Annotated in this window: 19 protein-coding genes; all 19 read right to left on the bottom strand. The window is 35.5% G+C overall.

The features are described from left to right. Nucleotides 1-5: 5 nt before the first annotated feature. Nucleotides 6-875, bottom strand: coding sequence for a glycosyltransferase family 2 protein (locus KZP23_RS14835; RefSeq protein WP_226332570.1), 870 nt, complete (start codon nt 873-875; stop codon nt 6-8). A gap of 9 nt (nt 876-884) precedes the next feature. Next, entirely contained in the window at nt 885-1,643 is a 759-nt protein-coding gene (locus tag KZP23_RS14830) for a class I SAM-dependent methyltransferase (protein ID WP_226332569.1), read from the bottom strand. Beyond that, a complete protein-coding gene (locus KZP23_RS14825) occupies nt 1,636-2,865 on the bottom strand; it encodes an ABC transporter ATP-binding protein (RefSeq protein WP_226332568.1) in 1,230 nt (409 codons plus the stop codon). The genes KZP23_RS14830 and KZP23_RS14825 overlap by 8 nt, the downstream gene beginning before the upstream one ends. Before the next feature lie 10 nt (nt 2,866-2,875). After that, on the bottom strand, nt 2,876-3,646 hold the full coding sequence (locus KZP23_RS14820; RefSeq protein WP_226332567.1) for a class I SAM-dependent methyltransferase: 771 nt from the start codon (nt 3,644-3,646) through the stop codon (nt 2,876-2,878). A gap of 164 nt (nt 3,647-3,810) precedes the next feature. Next, the gene (locus KZP23_RS14815) at nt 3,811-4,629 is read right to left on the bottom strand and encodes an ABC transporter permease (RefSeq protein ID WP_226332566.1); all 819 of its coding nucleotides are present in this window, start codon (nt 4,627-4,629) and stop codon (nt 3,811-3,813) included. Nucleotides 4,630-4,635: 6 nt separating this feature from the next. Then, nucleotides 4,636-5,373 carry a class I SAM-dependent methyltransferase gene (locus KZP23_RS14810; protein ID WP_226332565.1) on the bottom strand — a complete coding sequence of 246 codons (738 nt, stop codon included), beginning with the start codon at nt 5,371-5,373 and terminating at the stop codon, nt 4,636-4,638. Between the two features lie 44 nt (nt 5,374-5,417). After that, nucleotides 5,418-6,245, bottom strand: coding sequence for a glycosyltransferase (locus tag KZP23_RS14805; protein WP_226332564.1), 828 nt, complete (start codon nt 6,243-6,245; stop codon nt 5,418-5,420). Nucleotides 6,246-6,258: 13 nt separating this feature from the next. Next, nucleotides 6,259-7,047: a class I SAM-dependent methyltransferase gene (locus tag KZP23_RS14800; protein ID WP_226332563.1), complete on the bottom strand. Its 789-nt coding sequence runs from the start codon at nt 7,045-7,047 to the stop codon at nt 6,259-6,261. Between the two features lie 14 nt (nt 7,048-7,061). After that, the gene (locus KZP23_RS14795) at nt 7,062-8,015 is read right to left on the bottom strand and encodes an FkbM family methyltransferase (RefSeq protein ID WP_226332562.1); all 954 of its coding nucleotides are present in this window, start codon (nt 8,013-8,015) and stop codon (nt 7,062-7,064) included. Between the two features lie 21 nt (nt 8,016-8,036). Next, nucleotides 8,037-8,993: a D-alanyl-lipoteichoic acid biosynthesis protein DltD gene (locus KZP23_RS14790; RefSeq protein WP_226332561.1), complete on the bottom strand. Its 957-nt coding sequence runs from the start codon at nt 8,991-8,993 to the stop codon at nt 8,037-8,039. After that, entirely contained in the window at nt 8,993-10,513 is a 1,521-nt protein-coding gene (locus KZP23_RS14785) for an MBOAT family O-acyltransferase (RefSeq protein WP_226332560.1), read from the bottom strand. Before KZP23_RS14785 ends, KZP23_RS14790 begins: the two co-directional genes overlap by 1 nt. A 1,016-nt stretch (nt 10,514-11,529) precedes the next feature. Further along, entirely contained in the window at nt 11,530-11,880 is a 351-nt protein-coding gene (locus tag KZP23_RS14780; protein ID WP_226332559.1) for a HepT-like ribonuclease domain-containing protein, read from the bottom strand. Beyond that, nucleotides 11,873-12,268, bottom strand: a complete 396-nt coding sequence (locus KZP23_RS14775) for a nucleotidyltransferase family protein (protein ID WP_226332558.1) — start codon at nt 12,266-12,268, stop codon at nt 11,873-11,875. Before KZP23_RS14775 ends, KZP23_RS14780 begins: the two co-directional genes overlap by 8 nt. Nucleotides 12,269-12,551: 283 nt before the next feature. After that, nucleotides 12,552-12,944 (bottom strand): type II toxin-antitoxin system VapC family toxin, encoded by a 393-nt coding sequence (locus KZP23_RS14770; protein WP_226332555.1) that lies wholly within the window; start codon nt 12,942-12,944, stop codon nt 12,552-12,554. Continuing rightward, a complete protein-coding gene (gene vapB / locus KZP23_RS14765) occupies nt 12,944-13,150 on the bottom strand; it encodes a type II toxin-antitoxin system VapB family antitoxin (RefSeq protein ID WP_226332554.1) in 207 nt (68 codons plus the stop codon). The genes KZP23_RS14770 and vapB (KZP23_RS14765) overlap by 1 nt, the downstream gene beginning before the upstream one ends. Before the next feature lie 939 nt (nt 13,151-14,089). Beyond that, nucleotides 14,090-14,434, bottom strand: coding sequence for a HepT-like ribonuclease domain-containing protein (locus KZP23_RS14760; RefSeq protein WP_226332557.1), 345 nt, complete (start codon nt 14,432-14,434; stop codon nt 14,090-14,092). Further along, the gene (locus tag KZP23_RS14755; protein ID WP_226332556.1) at nt 14,427-14,717 is read right to left on the bottom strand and encodes a nucleotidyltransferase family protein; all 291 of its coding nucleotides are present in this window, start codon (nt 14,715-14,717) and stop codon (nt 14,427-14,429) included. The genes KZP23_RS14760 and KZP23_RS14755 overlap by 8 nt, the downstream gene beginning before the upstream one ends. A gap of 286 nt (nt 14,718-15,003) precedes the next feature. Next, complete coding sequence (locus KZP23_RS14750) at nt 15,004-15,396, bottom strand: type II toxin-antitoxin system VapC family toxin (protein WP_226332555.1); 393 nt, start codon at nt 15,394-15,396, stop codon at nt 15,004-15,006. After that, nucleotides 15,396-15,602, bottom strand: coding sequence for a type II toxin-antitoxin system VapB family antitoxin (gene vapB / locus KZP23_RS14745; RefSeq protein WP_226332554.1), 207 nt, complete (start codon nt 15,600-15,602; stop codon nt 15,396-15,398). Before vapB (KZP23_RS14745) ends, KZP23_RS14750 begins: the two co-directional genes overlap by 1 nt. Nucleotides 15,603-16,381 lie beyond the last annotated feature (779 nt).

Raw genomic sequence — 16,381 nt, 5'->3', positions numbered from 1 at the left:
TAATATCAAAAAAACCGTTTAATCCGTCGAATCATTTTTTGAACTATTGGATAACTTCTCAAAATTATTTCAATCTTATTTCTAAAACTAAAATCCCAAAAATGGTTTAATAAATAAAGCCTATTAAGGCTTTTTAGTTCCAATTTAGAATTCGAGGAATTTTTATTACTAGCTTGATTTTTATGCAGCCTAAATCCAATTAAGGTAGAATCTAATATAATAATATCTGAAACCTTTAATATTCTATACCAATATTCGTAATCTAATGATTGATTTAGATTTTCTCGAAAAAATCCTACCTCCTTAATTATTTTTTTTCTAAACATTACTGATGAAGGCTCACCGACTTTATTCTTTGGTTCCTGAAAAAAAAGAGAGGATTTAAAAAGTGAATAAGAAATCCTAAAATTACCAATTTCTGTATTCCTTAATGTTTGTTGTAAATCAGAATAATTTTCAATCCAATTACTATAATATTCAGAATCCCCATCATGACAAATTATCCTTCTTAAGCATCCCACCATACCAACCTCTGCATTTGCATCCAAATAACTAACCATTTGATCAAGGCAATTTGGCTCTAATATATCATCTTGAAATAAAAATTTTATATATTCTCCAGAGACATTTCTCAAACAGTTATTCCAATTTGACCCGATACCTCTTGTATTGTTGAAAAAAATTTTATTCTTTATCCAAGGGTTTTTACGAAGAAATCCCTGAACAATCTTTAATGACGAATCTGTTGATTTGTCATCTGAAATGATAAGTTCGAAATCTTTAAAAGTTTGATTTTTTACTGAAGACAAACATTCACATAAATATTCTTCCCCATTATATATTGGTATACATATAGAAACTTTTACTGAATTCAAGTTGTATATTTATTTGTTTAAAACCTTATTTTTAATTTTACGAAGTATAATTCTAAATCTAAAACTAATACTTGTCTCATAATTTAATTTTATTTTATTGTAGGAGTCTTTCAAGGAATTAAACTCTATTAATTTATTTCCATAATCTTCAAAAAAGGAACTGAGCCAGCTACTATTTCTCAACTCAGAAATGAAGTTATTTTCAAAATTTTCTTTAAGAATTATAATTCCTAAACCATTAGAATGTCTAAAATTGAAATTTAATTTGTACGTCTTTATAAGTTCTTTCCAATACCTATGAACACCAAAATCTTTCCGATAAACTTCAGTATCGTGAAAAAGCACTACTGCATTGCTTTTAAGTTTTGGTAACCATGTTTCAAAATCATTTTTTACCGCATCATAAGTATGTAAGCCATCAATATGAAGGCAATCTATAGACCCATCTTCAAAATCAAAAACAGCTCTATTAAAATCTTTTCTTATTAACTTAACATTGTCAGAATAATTTTCATCAACATATTTTTTTAAATCCTCAAAAATATTTTCATCATAAAAACCTGCATGGTTGTCCCCCTTCCATAAATCAATTGCATAAAGTTTTGCATCAGAATTATATATTCTACAAGCTTCGCAAAATGCAATAAATGAGTTACCCGAATGCGTTCCCAGTTCCACTATCATTTTTGGTTTTGTTTTCTCAATTAAATAAAACGCAAATGGAATATGACCAACCCAATTATATGGAAATACAATTCTATTATTCATAGTTATAATTTAAAAACACTCTTCCATAGTCAATATTTTCCCATTTATAAAAGGTGCTACCATTATCAAAAATTTTAAATGGAGCTAATCCATCTAAATACAAATAAGAATCATATTCATCGTGGATGTTTATTAACCATTTGAAAGAATTTGGAGTTAATAAACCTCCTTTAATAAATACTCTGACTTCGTTTTTCCCAACTTTGATATTAAATGGCTTTATATGAATGGATGATATTTTTACGTCTAAATTATCTTTTAATAGCAAAGCGATTATAACATTAGAAATATTTTTAATAGACTCAAATCGTATATAAATTTGAAAATCCTTGTCATGAGGAATTGAATTATTCATATCATCTTTCCCATCACATGATATTTGAAAGTTTTTTAAATTCAAAAATTCAAAATTATGTTCAGGGATAGATACTTTTAAATTATTCGATAAATAATATTGTAATGAAGACCTAGAACTTCCCAAAAATTTCAAATATCCATCTTGAAGAACTATTCCTGCATTGCATAATGATCGAACAGCTCCCATATTATGACTTACAAATAACACCGTTCTACCTTCATTCTTGCTCACATCCTCCATCTTCCCTAGGCATTTCTTCTGGAATTCAAAATCCCCCACCGCCAATACTTCATCAATCACTAATATTTCTGGTTCCAGATGGGCGGCTACTGAGAAGCCCAAGCGCACCCGCATTCCTGAGGAATAAAACTTGACAGGGGTATCGATATATTTCTCCACTCCGGAAAAATCAATGATTTCGTCCAGCTTATGATCTATCTCCCTTTTGGTCATGCCCAAGATGGTCCCATTCATATAGATATTTTCACGGCCACTGAGCTCTGGATGGAAACCTGTCCCCACTTCCAATAAGGCGGCAATTCGCCCATTGATTTCAATTCTTCCTGAAGTGGGCTCGGTGATCTTAGATAGGATTTTTAGTAAAGTGGACTTTCCAGCGCCATTCTTCCCTATAATCCCCAACACTTCCCCTTCCTTTACTTCAAAAGATACATCTTTCAGTGCCCAATGCACACCTTCTTCCTGATCCTCCTGAAAGCGGCCTAAGTTTTTGATCCGCTGAAAGTTCTGAAATGGATATTTGATGGTATTCACTAACTGCTGCGCTAAGGTATCCGCTTTCTTTTCTTTAAGCCCGATGCGGTAGCGTTTAGAAAGGTTTTCTACTTTGATTACGGTCTTCAAAACTCTTTAATTAAAATTGCTCAAACCATTTCCAATGTCTAACAGAATCATGGGTCTTTCTTAAAAAAACCATTGATGAATTCTTTATATCAAATGAATGTGGATTATGTATTCTTTCAGTAAAAAAATATTTTTTTCTTTTAAAGGGTATTAATTTATAAATCCCCTTTATTAAAGTTAAAAAAGTTTTTTCCCTTAAATTTTCCTTAAAATCAACATCCTCCTTAACAATTCGTTCCAATTTTATGTTGTCAAAATTTAATATATAAGAAATAGCTTTCCTTATACTCGGCCAGTTCGAATCATCTATTGCAATAATCCCTCCTGGTCTTATCATTCTTTCCAAATAGAAAAAATCTAATAATGTATGCTCAAATGTGTGATAACCGTCTATGAGTGCAAAATCATATCGCTTATTGTCATTAAGGAGTTTAGGAAGAACTATCTCCGAATATTCCTGAACAAAAACTATTTTCTTATATCCAGCTTTTTCAATATTGTTTATTCCTACTCCTTTCCAGTCAGATTCTTGAAAGGGATCTATAACAGTATGAAACGCATTTTCTTTATCGTCTAAAGCTTCACAAATAGCTAAAGTAGAGATACCATAAGCACAACCTATTTCAATCGTATTTACAATTAAATCATTTTCCTTAATTATTTGAATAATTGCTTCTATTTCATCTTTGGAAAGTCCAGAATGTATCTTAATCTTTTCTCCAGATGCGCTTTCGGCCATACCTGAATCTAAGACTTCCTTAAAATATTTATTCTTTATCATTATTAATGGCTTATAAAATCATAAGCGTTTTAAGCTCTCAAGACACATAAAACGCTTCTATTTTGCAAAATTGAAATTTGGGATAAAATGACAAATATATAATTTAGAAATTGTGCACCTTGGATTCTAAATTATAGGTAAATAAATCAATCTTTAAATTTATATTAGGCTACATCCGCAAAGACTTTTTCCATTTTTCTGAAGTAGAATAAGCCAAAGGTAAAAAGACCAATTGACACTAAACTTCCCGGCCAGACCCATTCCCAGGGAACTTCTCTGGCCAATAACATGGCCCTGATGCCTTCTATTACCCCCACCATTGGATTAAGTGAATAAACAAACCTCCAAACTTCAGGAACTGCCATAGTACTGTAAACCACTGGAGCAGCATAAAGAAGAAGCTGAACAATAAAACTCAGGGCATATTTCACATCCCTGTATTGTACCGCCATAGCAGACAAGATCATACCAATGCCCAATGAAGTCAGTAAGAGCTGAAGCAATAAAACCGGTAAGAAAATAATTTCCCAACCTGGCAACACTTGAAAATAGATTAAGAGCCCCAGCAGGATTACAAAAGAGATCATAAAGTCCAATAATTTGGAAAATATGGCTGATAGCGGCAGAATCAACCTAGGGAAATACACCTTGGTAATCATGCCTGCATTGGCCACCAAGCTATTGGCGGAGTCCGTCAAGGTTCCGGAAAAATAGCTCCATGGCCATAAAGCCAAGTATGAAAAGAGAATATAAGGCATACCATCCGAATCCACCTTGGCCAAATTCCCAAAAACCACCGTAAACACCAGAGTTGTAAATAGAGGTTGGATAATTGCCCAGCCAATCCCTAAAATGGATTGGGCATACCTGGCCTTAATGCCTCTTACCGTCAGGAAATATAATAGGTCCTTATACCTCCATAATTCATTTAAATCAATTAGCCTCCAACCTTTTGAAGGCTCAATAATATTTAGTTTTGACATTCTTTTTCAGTCCAGATTCAATTTTGACAGCTCCCATAAAGCCATTGACTTATCAAAATAAAGCCCATTGTCATCTGTATTATTTTCTTTAATCACCTTTAAAGGTGTTCCCAAATTAAATGGTGTAATTTCGAGATTTATCGGACGCCATCCACCTGTAGCAATATCACGATTGATTTTCCTAGCTCCGTAAGTGGTGGTCAACAAATACTTGGAACCAGAATTTTTAAAATTTCTTAGTGTCTTATCAATATCTGAAAATGAAAAGTGAACTAAACAATCCCTGCAAAAAATCAAGTCTACCTTTGGGAGTTGGTCCTCAATGATATTACCTTTTTTGAAAATTAACACGGATTCATCTGCATACTCATCACTTAACTTATTGATAACATCTTCAACAATATCCATCCCTGTATATTTAATTCCCTCTCTATCTAAATTTTTCATCCAATTAAAATCTCCACAAGGAGCATCCAACATGCTTTTTATCCTCAACTCCTGATTCAATATATTTAACTTCCGCAGCAGAATTCTGGTATGTTTTATTTCCGATCCCTTTCCTGAAACACTTTCCTTTGATCCCCAAGTATTTTTACCATTAATTTCTTCAAAAATCTCTTTGCTAGAGCCATTTTTCAAGTCAATATTGGGGTAGTATATATATTGGTTTTCTTGTATTTTACCCCTTAGTTTTCTTAGAAAAAACTTTAACCTAATAACAGTTGAATTATTTAATAGACTCATCTTTTCGCTTTCACTATTGATTAATTGGGTTTTTCAAATTACCCTTATGCCTTTAACCCAATCCTTCTTTTTGTTTTAATGAATAGATTATTCATTCTTCCCATCAAATATTTTAAAAAGGAATACAAAAGCATATTCCCTTTAGGGACATTGGGAGCATCTTTTATATGAAATAAGGACAAATCATTTCCAAGCAAAGGCATACCTGAAGGTTTATTTAAAAGATTATTGCCATGGACAATTTGCAACCACATTTTTGGGATAAGCAAATCAATGGATTTGATGGTTTCGGTTATTTCCTGGTGTTGCCTACCGAATATTGAAACATCCATATCATCTGCTGATTGAACTAAAGAAATGAATGGGTTACTGCGCATCTTTTTCAGATGGACGACTCCTGATCGCCTATCCAATATCAATCCTTTAAGCGGGTTTATGGCGAGAGGTAAGTTTTGATATTGGTTTGAAAATTCTTTTTGAATAGCTCCCATAAAATAATCGGCAATCGCATCATCACAGTCCAGTCGGGTAGAAATTATAACATCAGTTTTTTCTAGTTCAACATCCTTGGATATAAAATCAAGAATATCTTTATCCATTTTGCTCCAATGATCACTAAACCTAAATTGAATAATGTGCTTGGTATCCAATGAAGAAATTATTTCCAATTCCTTTTCAGGGGTTCTTGGATCAAAATATACCAACCATGTAAAATTATTGCAGCGCTGATTTATTACACTTGGATAACAATAATCAAAGAAAAGTTGAATTCTCTCTGATAACCATCGCTCGGGATCCATCTTTAAATTATATGGAACCATCTCCAAATACTGGACATTAAACCTAGAAATAAGAAAATGTTTAAACCTCAATTATTTATAAAACCTAAGTTGAACGATTAATATTGGATCCCTCATTATTTTTATTCTTATATATAAAGATAAGGTTATGATAAAAATGAATCGCTGAAATGTTTAGGTCATAATAATTGGGCTTATATGTATGATTTTTATATTCCTCATGGTTTAACCCATCCACTAAGGATTTAAAATAACCCATAATCGTTTCCTTACTATTTCTTTCTTCTAACTCCCCTCCATAATGCTCCCAATAAGAAGTCTGCGTGTCTTCAATTACATAGATACCACCTTCATTTAATTTAGGAAATAGATGATGGAAGGTAAACAATACATGTTCATTGATATGACTTCCATCATCTATTATAATGTCTAAACTTCCTGCCTCATTACAAACTTGATCTAGAAACTTTGCATCCACTTGACTCCCTTGATATATCTTTATTCTAGCCTCTTCATGAGCCGATTTATCGTAAATATCAAATGAAAAAATTAGACCTCTTGAGAAGTATCTTTTCCACATTCTCAAGGAGGATCCACCACTAAATGGTTTGTCATATCCTCCAACCCCAATTTCTAGCAATTTAATTTTCTTATTTCTTAACCTTTGAAAATGAAATTGATAATGGGGAGTATACCAATGCTCCCCCCATTTGTCTGTACCATAAATCTGAGCCAAAAAGGTTAAGTCACTCCCCCTTCCTATACTAACAATTCTTTTTCCTAAGTTTTTAAGTTTCCTCATTTGCTTAGGGGAAGCCTTATTATCCATAAGAGGAATAACCTTTTCACGAAAAAATCTATCTACCTTTATCAAGCTTCTGAATATTATTAAACGTCCTTATCTATATTAACTGCCAAGAAATTAGTTTCTTTTGGTAGAATGCTATCCAATGAAACAACTTGCTTTTTACTATATAATCCAAATACTTTATAATCTATGGAGTTTAAAGTATTAATCATTGTCTCTTGATATTGGAATCCATGCGCTTCAAATATCAAATCAGGGTATTGTTCTTTTAAAAACCTCTCTCCCCCGCAAATCACCTTCTTTTCATACCCCTCAGTATCCAGTTTCACCAAGTCTGGTCTTATGGATTCATTTTTGATAAAATCATCCAATGTATCCACCGTAACTTCCTGAGTATTTAGTCTTTCAAATCGCTGTAACGCTTGGATGTTTCCTCCACTCAAACTTCCCAACCATAACTCAGTCTCTGGAAAGGTAATTTGAGCATGTTCAAATTTATCTCCTAAAGCAATAGCATGCCATTCCCCTTGGACACCATTCACTTTGCATAAAGTATCAAAGAAAGGCTTACATTTTAAATTGGGTTCTATTGATATAGCCCTTATTCCACACGATAAAAACATCAATGAATGAGTACCATAATTCGCTCCAATATCTAAAAAACAGCTTGGAGGATTTTCAGAAGTAATCTTTTCCTCATAATACTCCTTAATTTCATAATCATGACCCAACACTGAAATCGCTGTCTCCCAATCCAACCAAAGCGATTCTGATCTCAAAGGGATTTTGATATCCTTTCCTGCAAATTTCAATATCCAAACTCCATCTATTGTATATTGTTTTCCATCTCTAAAAATTCGACCATATAACGAATGAAATATTGATTTCTCATAATAGCTCATTCTATGGTAAAAGCGATTAAGTTTGGCTCTTTTAGATGGATTAAGAACCGCTTTTTTCACCGCATTTTGTGTAATCTTTCTTAAAAAAGAAAACTTTCCATTTAGCTTAAGAAAAAGCTCAATTGGTCCCATATGTGATTTTTACTTGACTTTTTACTCTAAAATTTTCAAAATATCAGTTAATAATTGTTCATTATAAATTTGAACTCCTTCTTTTTTTAGGTGCAAATTATCAATAAAGAACTTTGATGAATAGTTTAGGCCTGAAATTGCTATCTCATTATAATTTTTATATCCTTCAAGGTTATTGTCTACCACAACATTTTTAATAAATTGATCAACTTCTTTCCTATTCGACGCTGATTGGTACCACTGAGGATTAATTGGAGCGGCAACAAAGAGAATCTTAATATCATTTTTCGAAATAAATTTCACTGCATCATTCAGTGCGTTTAATTGATAATCAATCAATTTATATTCATAATCTTTAATGCTATTGGATTTAAATTCCGATGAAGAGTATTCGACAAAACCACCCTCTATATAAGTTTTATTTTTAATTACTGATACTTCCTGAAAGTCATCAAAATCAGTGAAAATTTGTTTTAGTCCTACATAAACATATGTATTTGTTAATTCATAGCTTTTGGTTGTCAAGAGTAAATTAATCAAATCACCATTAACTCCCTCATTTGAGACTAAATCTATTAAACTTTCCTTACCTGAGTTAGCAATACTGAATCTAGGACTAACATCCCAAACTACTAACTTTGGATTCATATCTTTTAGATATTTGTCTATTAAATATTTAGATTGTATTGCTGTTTGAGCACTTGATCCCAGATTAAATGCTTTAAGGCCTAAATCATCAAATAATCTAACATCAATTCCACGATAAGCCAATGAAGAACCAACAATTAAAATATCAATATCTTTTGTTTGATCAGCTTCTCTCAGCCGGCTCCACATAAAATCGTTCTCCCCTCTTAAATCTCTAATATTTCTAAAAAATCCATAAGGCCTAATTTCACCAATGAAATATGTCACAAATGGATATAATCCAATCAATAAAAGGAATAAAATTAGTCCCTTTCTTAAAAACCTATCCATTAGAATTGAAAATAAATAAAGTCAACAGGCTCACTAAAGACTCCCAAATAAATTACAAAATAGGTGATCGTTACATAAACAGCATACCGCCATCTTTTTCTTGGTAATAGCTGTAACCAACTCCCCTTTTCCCTGCCTACCCACTCCAATACAATAAATAATACCAGCGCCATTCGAAGGTCATAATTGATAAAACCAAAATGCTTAGGCATAAATGGATTGACCACTAGATTTTGAATATAAGCCATAGCATCATTCAATGATTCAGACCTAAAAAATATCCATGCCAGGCATACCAAAGTAAATGTCATTAGTATCTGTAGTGATTCGTTCCAAGTAGGAAGAAGTCTATTTTCAGCAATTGCATCTATATGCTGTCTATTTTTCTTTCTAATGAAAAGTGGAATAAAAAATAAAGCATTCAATCCACCCCAAAATACAAAAGTCCAATTTGCCCCATGCCAAAGTCCTGAGACCAAAAAGACAATAAATATATTGCGAATGCTCAGCCACTTGCCCACTTTAGAACCTCCTAATGGAATATAAACATAATCCCTAAACCAAGTAGAAAGCGAAATATGCCACCTTCGCCAAAATTCAGCTATGTCCCTACTGAAATAAGGTGTCTTAAAGTTTGTCATTAAATCAAAACCCAATAGCTTTCCTACACCAATAGCTATATCGGAATAACCCGAAAAGTCCCCATAAATCTGAAAAGCAAATAATACCGCTCCCATAATCAATTCAAGCCCCGAAGCTGTTGTATAATTTTCAAAAATCGGATTAACAACTATAGCGCAATTATCAGCAATCACCACTTTTTTAAATAATCCCCATAGTATTAATTTGACTCCTTCCGTACCTTGCTCATATACAAAATTTCTCTGCTTAAAAAACTGTGGCAAAAGGTGCTTGGCCCTTTCTATTGGTCCCGCTACCAATTGAGGAAAGAAACTTACATAGGCAAAAAAGGCAATAATATCATTAGTAGGCTTTAGCTTTCCTTTGTAAACGTCAATGGTATAGCTCATGGTCTGGAAAGTATAAAAACTGATACCAACGGGGAGGATAAGTTTCAGAGAATAATCATTCGATTGGAATCCAATAGTATTTATCAAGTCAGTTGCGGATTCCATAAAGAAATTAAAATACTTAAAAAAGCCCAATAAGCCCAGATTGAAAGCTATACTTAGTGTGAGGTATTTCTTTCGGCCTTTGAACCAAGAAAGAAAACTGTTATTCTTAAATGAGATTGCCTGCCTGCCGGGCAGGCAGGCTTCGTCGGTTTTAGAACCATCTCGCAATGACGGTGTAGAGCCCATTTTCAATCCACATAAATAATCCACCCAGGAACTCACTATGATCAGGCTTAGAAAACGCCAATCCCACCAGCCATAAAACACATAACTTGCCAATAGCAAGAATGTATTCTGGGCTTTGAGGTTCTTTTGAAATACTGCCCAGTATAATAAAAACACTATTGGCAGAAAGATTAGGAATTCAAAAGAGTTAAAAAGCATTATTTCTATAAGCTAAGGTTAGTCTTATCGTACTTTTTTGATTAGTGTTGCCCCAATAGGGCTCGAACCTTAGATGTTTGATTGTAGAATTGTTGAACTGAGCTGAAAGCCGAATGACTAAGGCCAAAGGTCAAATGCTGAAGGCTGAAGGCCGAAAGTTGAATGCCTAATGCTAAATGCTGGCTTTGTTCCATTCTCTTTATTCTTTGCTCTTCCTTGCGGCTGGCCTCCCCTTCAGGGGCCGGGGGTGCGGGAAGGGATTCGATGTATGGTTGGTGAAGTGTTGAACTGTCGAATCGTTGGACCTGCCTTGCGGCAGCCAGGTTGTTTAATCGGGTCTAAAACCGTATGCTTTTTCCAATCCCTATCTCCCTTCTCAATTCGTTCTTTGTGCGACCCCTTCGGGGTCGTGAGGGATTGCGTTGGCAAATTCGTCTACGTATGTTTGACCCCTTCGGGGTCTTTGAGGGAGATTTGGTGAAGCGTTATTAGTTATTCGGGATTTGATAATTGTAATTTGTTATTAGTGAACCTGCCTTGCGGCAACCAGGCTGGGCTGAAGGCCGAATGGCTAAGGCTGAAAGTTGAATGCCTAAGGCTAAATGCTGGCTTTGTTCCATTCTCTTTATTCTTTGCTCTTCCTTGCGGCTGGCCTCCCCTTCAGGGGCCGGGGGTGAGCGAAAGCTGAAAGCCGAAGGTCAAATGCTGAAGGCTGAAAGCTCATTCTTTTGTTAATAGAGAATTGTTATTTGGGATTCGATATTTGGTTGGTGAATCGTCGAATCGTTGGATTGTCGAACTGTCAAATTGTTGGACTGCTATTAGAGATTGGATAATTGTGATAGGTGAAGGGTTTAACTGTACTTGAGTCAAAAGCCGAAAGCTGAATGGCGAAGGACAAATACTTGATCTTTTTTCTCCCTTTACCGTATCAATGGCATATTCTTTTGATTTCGGATATATGGTTTTATACCCAAGGACTCGGAATACCGGATTTTTTATCAATATTCACAGATTCACAGGGGATACATCAAGCTATTGATTTCTCTTTTCAATTTTGGTAAGTGATTAATCAAAATTGACCAAATGTTTTCATCAGAAATACCATCATATGCATGGATCACATGATTTCTAAGGCTAATAATGGCTTTGGATTGGGTAATTCTTTTTTCATAAGCGGGATTCCTCTTCAGTATTCTTTTAACAGCTTCCCCTATAATTTCCAAATTTCTTTCTACGGCCCTCTTCAGCATAAGATGTGCCTTATAATCAAAAAAAGTATTTACGTCATACTCCTTGATAAAAGCCTCGATTTCTTCAATGGCAAAAGCCACATCATACAAGCACTTCTCTATCCGATCATCCATAGATCAGTTTCTTATTCTTATCTATAGATCGGATAAGTATTGGGTTTTTAAGTGTTTGAAATTCCATTAAATCCACTTTCCGTTGGAAAAGCACTTCCAATTGATGTTGCAGATGAATATAGTTGTCAAAATAATCTTTAAGTTCTAGCTCCTTAAATTTTACCAAAAGGTCCATGTCTGAGTTTTCGTTGACCTTCCCTTCTGCCATTGACCCAAATAAATATAGCTTATCCACATGGTGTTGTTCACACAATTCCCGAACGGTTTCCTTTATACCACTGTGTTTGCTTGGGTTCTTTGGTATCATATAGCTATCCACTACAGCTTCATTTACATTTGCGCTGCCAAAACCTATGGAATTGTCTTTTGGATAGTTTTTCTTTTTCATGATAGTTTCAATATACGAAAAAGGAGAATTTCTTTGTTATCATTAACTTAAATTTGCTTAGTTGTTGAATCGTTAATGGGGATTGGTGAACTATCGAACCTGCCTTGCGGCAGCCAGGCTGGGCTGAAGGTCGAAAGCTGAAGGCCGAAAGTTGGATGCCTAATGCTGAAAGCCGAATGCTGAAAGCTTAAAGCCGAATGACCAAGGCCGAAAATTGGATGCCTAAGGATGAGGGTTGAAGATCTATGGTCCAAACCAATAGATAAACCGAGCCACCGATTTGTCACCAAATTACCTTTAAGTTCTTATACTTGGGGAAATTTTGATCTTTTGTAATTACTGGAATATCTTCCACTAAGGCTGTAGAAATAATAATTCTATCAAATGGATCTCGATGGATATCATCTAAATCCATCAAGCCTGCAATATGTTCAAATGTTATTTGAATGATTTCAATATCGTTTTGATAAAGGAGTTCAGCTAATTGTTTAAAGTCAGCATCAATTGATAGCTTACCTAATTTAATTTTTATGGCAATTTCCCATAGTGAAGCTATACTAACATAACACCTATTGGTCGTATCCAAAAGTAGGGTCTTTGCATTTTCAGAGATCGCATCATCCCCGGCCAAAAACCACAATAAGGCATGAGTATCTACCAAATATGCCTTTTGCATCACATATAATCATTAAAATCAGCTATTGGAGCATCAAAATCCTTGGAAATTGTGACCTTTCCTTTCAAAATTCCAAACTCCCGCTTTTTGATAGGACGCTTTTGTTTATCTGACTTCATTTTTAAAAACTCCACAAAATCACGCACTTGTTCTTTTAAATTCGCTGGCAAATTATTGATCTGAGTGTATAAACTTAAATTATCCATATCTTGACCCTGTTTGTTCTAAACTAACGAAAAACCTGATGGTTTGGGTTCGATTATTCCCTTTTATTAAAATCTCTTCCAACTTGGTTGAAGGCTAAGGGCCGAAAGCCAAATGACTAAGGCCAAAGGTCAAATGCTGAAGGTTGAAAGCTCGTTCTTTTGTTAATAGTGAATAGTTATTAGGGATTCGATATTTGAAATCACTGCTCTTCTTTAACATCTCTGCCTCGTACGACTGGCCTCCCCTTCAGGGGCCGGGGGTGCGCAGGTGGATTCGATATTTGGTATTGTCGAATTGTCGAATCGTTGGACCTGCCTTGCGGCAGCCAGGTTGTTTAATCGGGTCTAAAACCGTATGCTTTTTCCAATCCCTATCTCCCTTCTCGATTCGTTTTTTGTGCGACCCCTTCAGGGTCGTGAGGGATTGCGTTGGCGAATTTGTCTACGTATGTTTGACCCCTTCGGGGTCTTTGAGGAGGATTAGTGAATCGTTGAATCGGGCTGAAGGTCGAAAGCCTAATGACCAAGGCCGAAAGCTGAATGCTGTCTTTGTTCTATTCTCTTTATTCTTTGTTCTTCCTTGCGGCTGGCCTCCCCTTCAGGGGCCGGGGGTGCGGGAAGGGATTCGATGTATGCTTGGTGAAGTGTTGAACTGTCGAATCGTTGGACCTGCCTTGCGGCAGCCAGGTTGTTTAATCGGGTCTAAAACCGTATGATTTTTCCAATCCCTATCTCCCTTCTCAATTCGTTCTTTGTGCGACCCCTTCAGGGTCGTGAGGGACTGCGTTGGCGAATTTGTCTACGTATGTTTGACCCCTTCGGGGTCTTTGAGGAGGATTAGTGAATCGTTGAATCGGGCTGAAGGCTGAAAGTTGGATGCCGAATGACCAGGGCCTAATGCTGAAAGCCAAAGGACCAAGGCTGAATGCTGAATGCCTTCTAACTAAGGTGATCCATTACTTCTTCCAATCGATCAATTAAGCTGTCAATATCTTCTTCTATAATGGTCCAAACAATTTCAATATCAACACCAAAATATTCATGAATTAACCTATTCCTAAATCCTCTTAATTTGTTCCATTCTATTTGAGGAAATTCAAATTTAAAATCATCGTCTATCCGATTCGCTGCCTCTCCTATAATTTCAAAATTTCTTATAACTGCATCAATCGTTTTTTCATCCTCCTGAAAGCGTTCAAAAGAATATCCAGCAGAATATTTTTTAATTTTTGTTGCGGCATCATGCATATCCTGAATCAATAACAGAATATCCCGTTTAGACATACTTAATATCCTTTTCTATTGCCTTAAAATATTTCTCTTTTAAGCCCTTTTTTGAAACCAAATCCACTTTCAAGCCCAATAGCTTTTCAAATTCCTCTGCAAGATCAATAAATCGACTTCCTATCCTCCCATCAATCTCTACCAATAAATCCACATCACTATAATCCGATTGTTCGTTCCTCGCATAAGAGCCAAATACACCAATAGAAGAAATAGGGTACCTTTTGATAAGGTCACTTTTCTTATTTCTCAAAATCTGAATGATGTCTACCAGCGTTTTCATAAAGCTAAAATAAGCATAAATAGATGAAAGTGGGAAATTGTGTTGGCGAATTCGTCTACGTATGTTTGACCCCTTTGGGGGCTTTGAAGGGGATTGGTGAAGTGTTATTAGTTATTCGGGATTTGATAATTGTAATTTGTTATTAGTGAACCTGCCTTGCGGCAACCAAGCTGGGCTGAACGCCAAAAGCTGAAGGCCTAATGGCTAAGGCCGAAAGTTGGATACCTAAGGATGATGGTTGAAGATCTATGGTCCAAACCCATAGATAAACCGAGCCACCGATTTGTCACCAAATTACTTTTAAGTTCTTATACTTGGGGAAATTTTGATCTTTTGTAATTACTGGAATATCTTCCACTAAGGCTGTAGAAATAATAATTCTATCAAATGGATCTCGATGGATATCATCTAAATCCATCAAGCCTGCAATATGTTCAAATGTTATTTGAATGATTTCAATATCGTTTTGATAAAGGAGTTCAGCTAATTGTTTAAAGTCAGCATCAATTGATAGCTTACCTAATTTAATTTTTATGGCAATTTCCCATAGTGAAGCTATACTAACATAACACCTATTGGTCGTATCCAAAAGTAGGGTCTTTGCATTTTCAGAGATCGCATCATCCCCGGCCAAAAACCACAATAAGGCATGAGTATCTACCAAATATGCCTTTTGCATCACATATAATCATTAAAATCAGCTATTGGAGCATCAAAATCCTTGGAAATTGTGACCTTTCCTTTCAAAATTCCAAACTCCCGCTTTTTGATAGGACGCTTTTGTTTATCTGACTTCATTTTTAAAAACTCCACAAAATCACGCACTTGTTCTTTTAAATTCGCTGGCAAATTATTGATCTGAGTGTATAAACTTAAATTATCCATATCTTGACCCTGTTTGTTCTAAACTAACGAAAAACCTGATGGTTTGGGTTCGATTATTCCCTTTTATTAAAATCTCTTCCAACTTGGTTGAAGGCTAAGGGCCGAAAGCCAAATGACTAAGGCCAAAGGTCAAATGCTGAAGGTTGAAAGCTCGTTCTTTTGTTAATAGTGAATAGTTATTAGGGATTCGATATTTGAAATCACTGCTCTTCTTTAACATCTCTGCCTCGTACGACTGGCCTCCCCTTCAGGGGCCGGGGGTGCGCAGGTGGATTCGATATTTGGTATTGTCGAATTGTCGAATCGTTGGACCTGCCTTGCGGCAGCCAGGTTGTTTAATCGGGTCTAAAACCGTATGCTTTTTCCAATCCCTATCTCCCTTCTCGATTCGTTTTTTGTGCGACCCCTTCAGGGTCGTGAGGGATTGCGTTGGCGAATTTGTCTACGTATGTTTGACCCCTTTGGGGTCTTTGAAGGGGATTGGTGAAGTGTTATTAGTTATTCGGGATTTGATAATTGTAATTTGTTATTAGTGAACCTGCCTTGCGGCAACCAAGCTGGGCTGAAGGCCGAATGGCTAAAGCTGAAGGCCGAAAGTTGAATGCCTAATGCTAAATCTCCTTTCTCACGTCTCAAATCTCACATCAATCAAACACAGCTTCGCCCGGTCGGTCACATCATCCTCTCGATAGCACCTAGCGGGCACGAGTAAAAAAATTACTCATGAGTAACAAATTTACTCGTTTGGGCGACAAATGCAAGGAAGTGGCTGGGGAATT

Source organism: Echinicola marina (genome assembly GCF_020463795.1).
GTDB lineage: Bacteria > Bacteroidota > Bacteroidia > Cytophagales > Cyclobacteriaceae > Echinicola > Echinicola marina.
The sequence above is the reverse complement of the archived record's forward strand: the minus strand, read 5'-3'. Positions and strand labels throughout refer to the sequence as shown.

Coding starts and splice junctions, on each gene's coding strand:
- KZP23_RS14830 (WP_226332569.1), bottom strand. CDS start 1,643: ATGAATAATAGAATTGTATTTCCATATAATTGGGTTGGTCATATTCCA.
- KZP23_RS14820 (WP_226332567.1), bottom strand. CDS start 3,646: ATGATAAAGAATAAATATTTTAAGGAAGTCTTAGATTCAGGTATGGCC.
- KZP23_RS14815 (WP_226332566.1), bottom strand. CDS start 4,629: ATGTCAAAACTAAATATTATTGAGCCTTCAAAAGGTTGGAGGCTAATT.
- KZP23_RS14810 (WP_226332565.1), bottom strand. CDS start 5,373: ATGAGTCTATTAAATAATTCAACTGTTATTAGGTTAAAGTTTTTTCTA.
- KZP23_RS14795 (WP_226332562.1), bottom strand. CDS start 8,015: ATGGGACCAATTGAGCTTTTTCTTAAGCTAAATGGAAAGTTTTCTTTT.
- KZP23_RS14790 (WP_226332561.1), bottom strand. CDS start 8,993: ATGGATAGGTTTTTAAGAAAGGGACTAATTTTATTCCTTTTATTGATT.
- KZP23_RS14785 (WP_226332560.1), bottom strand. CDS start 10,513: ATGCTTTTTAACTCTTTTGAATTCCTAATCTTTCTGCCAATAGTGTTT.
- KZP23_RS14780 (WP_226332559.1), bottom strand. CDS start 11,880: ATGGATGATCGGATAGAGAAGTGCTTGTATGATGTGGCTTTTGCCATT.
- KZP23_RS14775 (WP_226332558.1), bottom strand. CDS start 12,268: ATGAAAAAGAAAAACTATCCAAAAGACAATTCCATAGGTTTTGGCAGC.
- KZP23_RS14770 (WP_226332555.1), bottom strand. CDS start 12,944: ATGCAAAAGGCATATTTGGTAGATACTCATGCCTTATTGTGGTTTTTG.
- vapB (WP_226332554.1), bottom strand. CDS start 13,150: ATGGATAATTTAAGTTTATACACTCAGATCAATAATTTGCCAGCGAAT.
- KZP23_RS14760 (WP_226332557.1), bottom strand. CDS start 14,434: ATGTCTAAACGGGATATTCTGTTATTGATTCAGGATATGCATGATGCC.
- KZP23_RS14755 (WP_226332556.1), bottom strand. CDS start 14,717: ATGAAAACGCTGGTAGACATCATTCAGATTTTGAGAAATAAGAAAAGT.
- KZP23_RS14750 (WP_226332555.1), bottom strand. CDS start 15,396: ATGCAAAAGGCATATTTGGTAGATACTCATGCCTTATTGTGGTTTTTG.
- vapB (WP_226332554.1), bottom strand. CDS start 15,602: ATGGATAATTTAAGTTTATACACTCAGATCAATAATTTGCCAGCGAAT.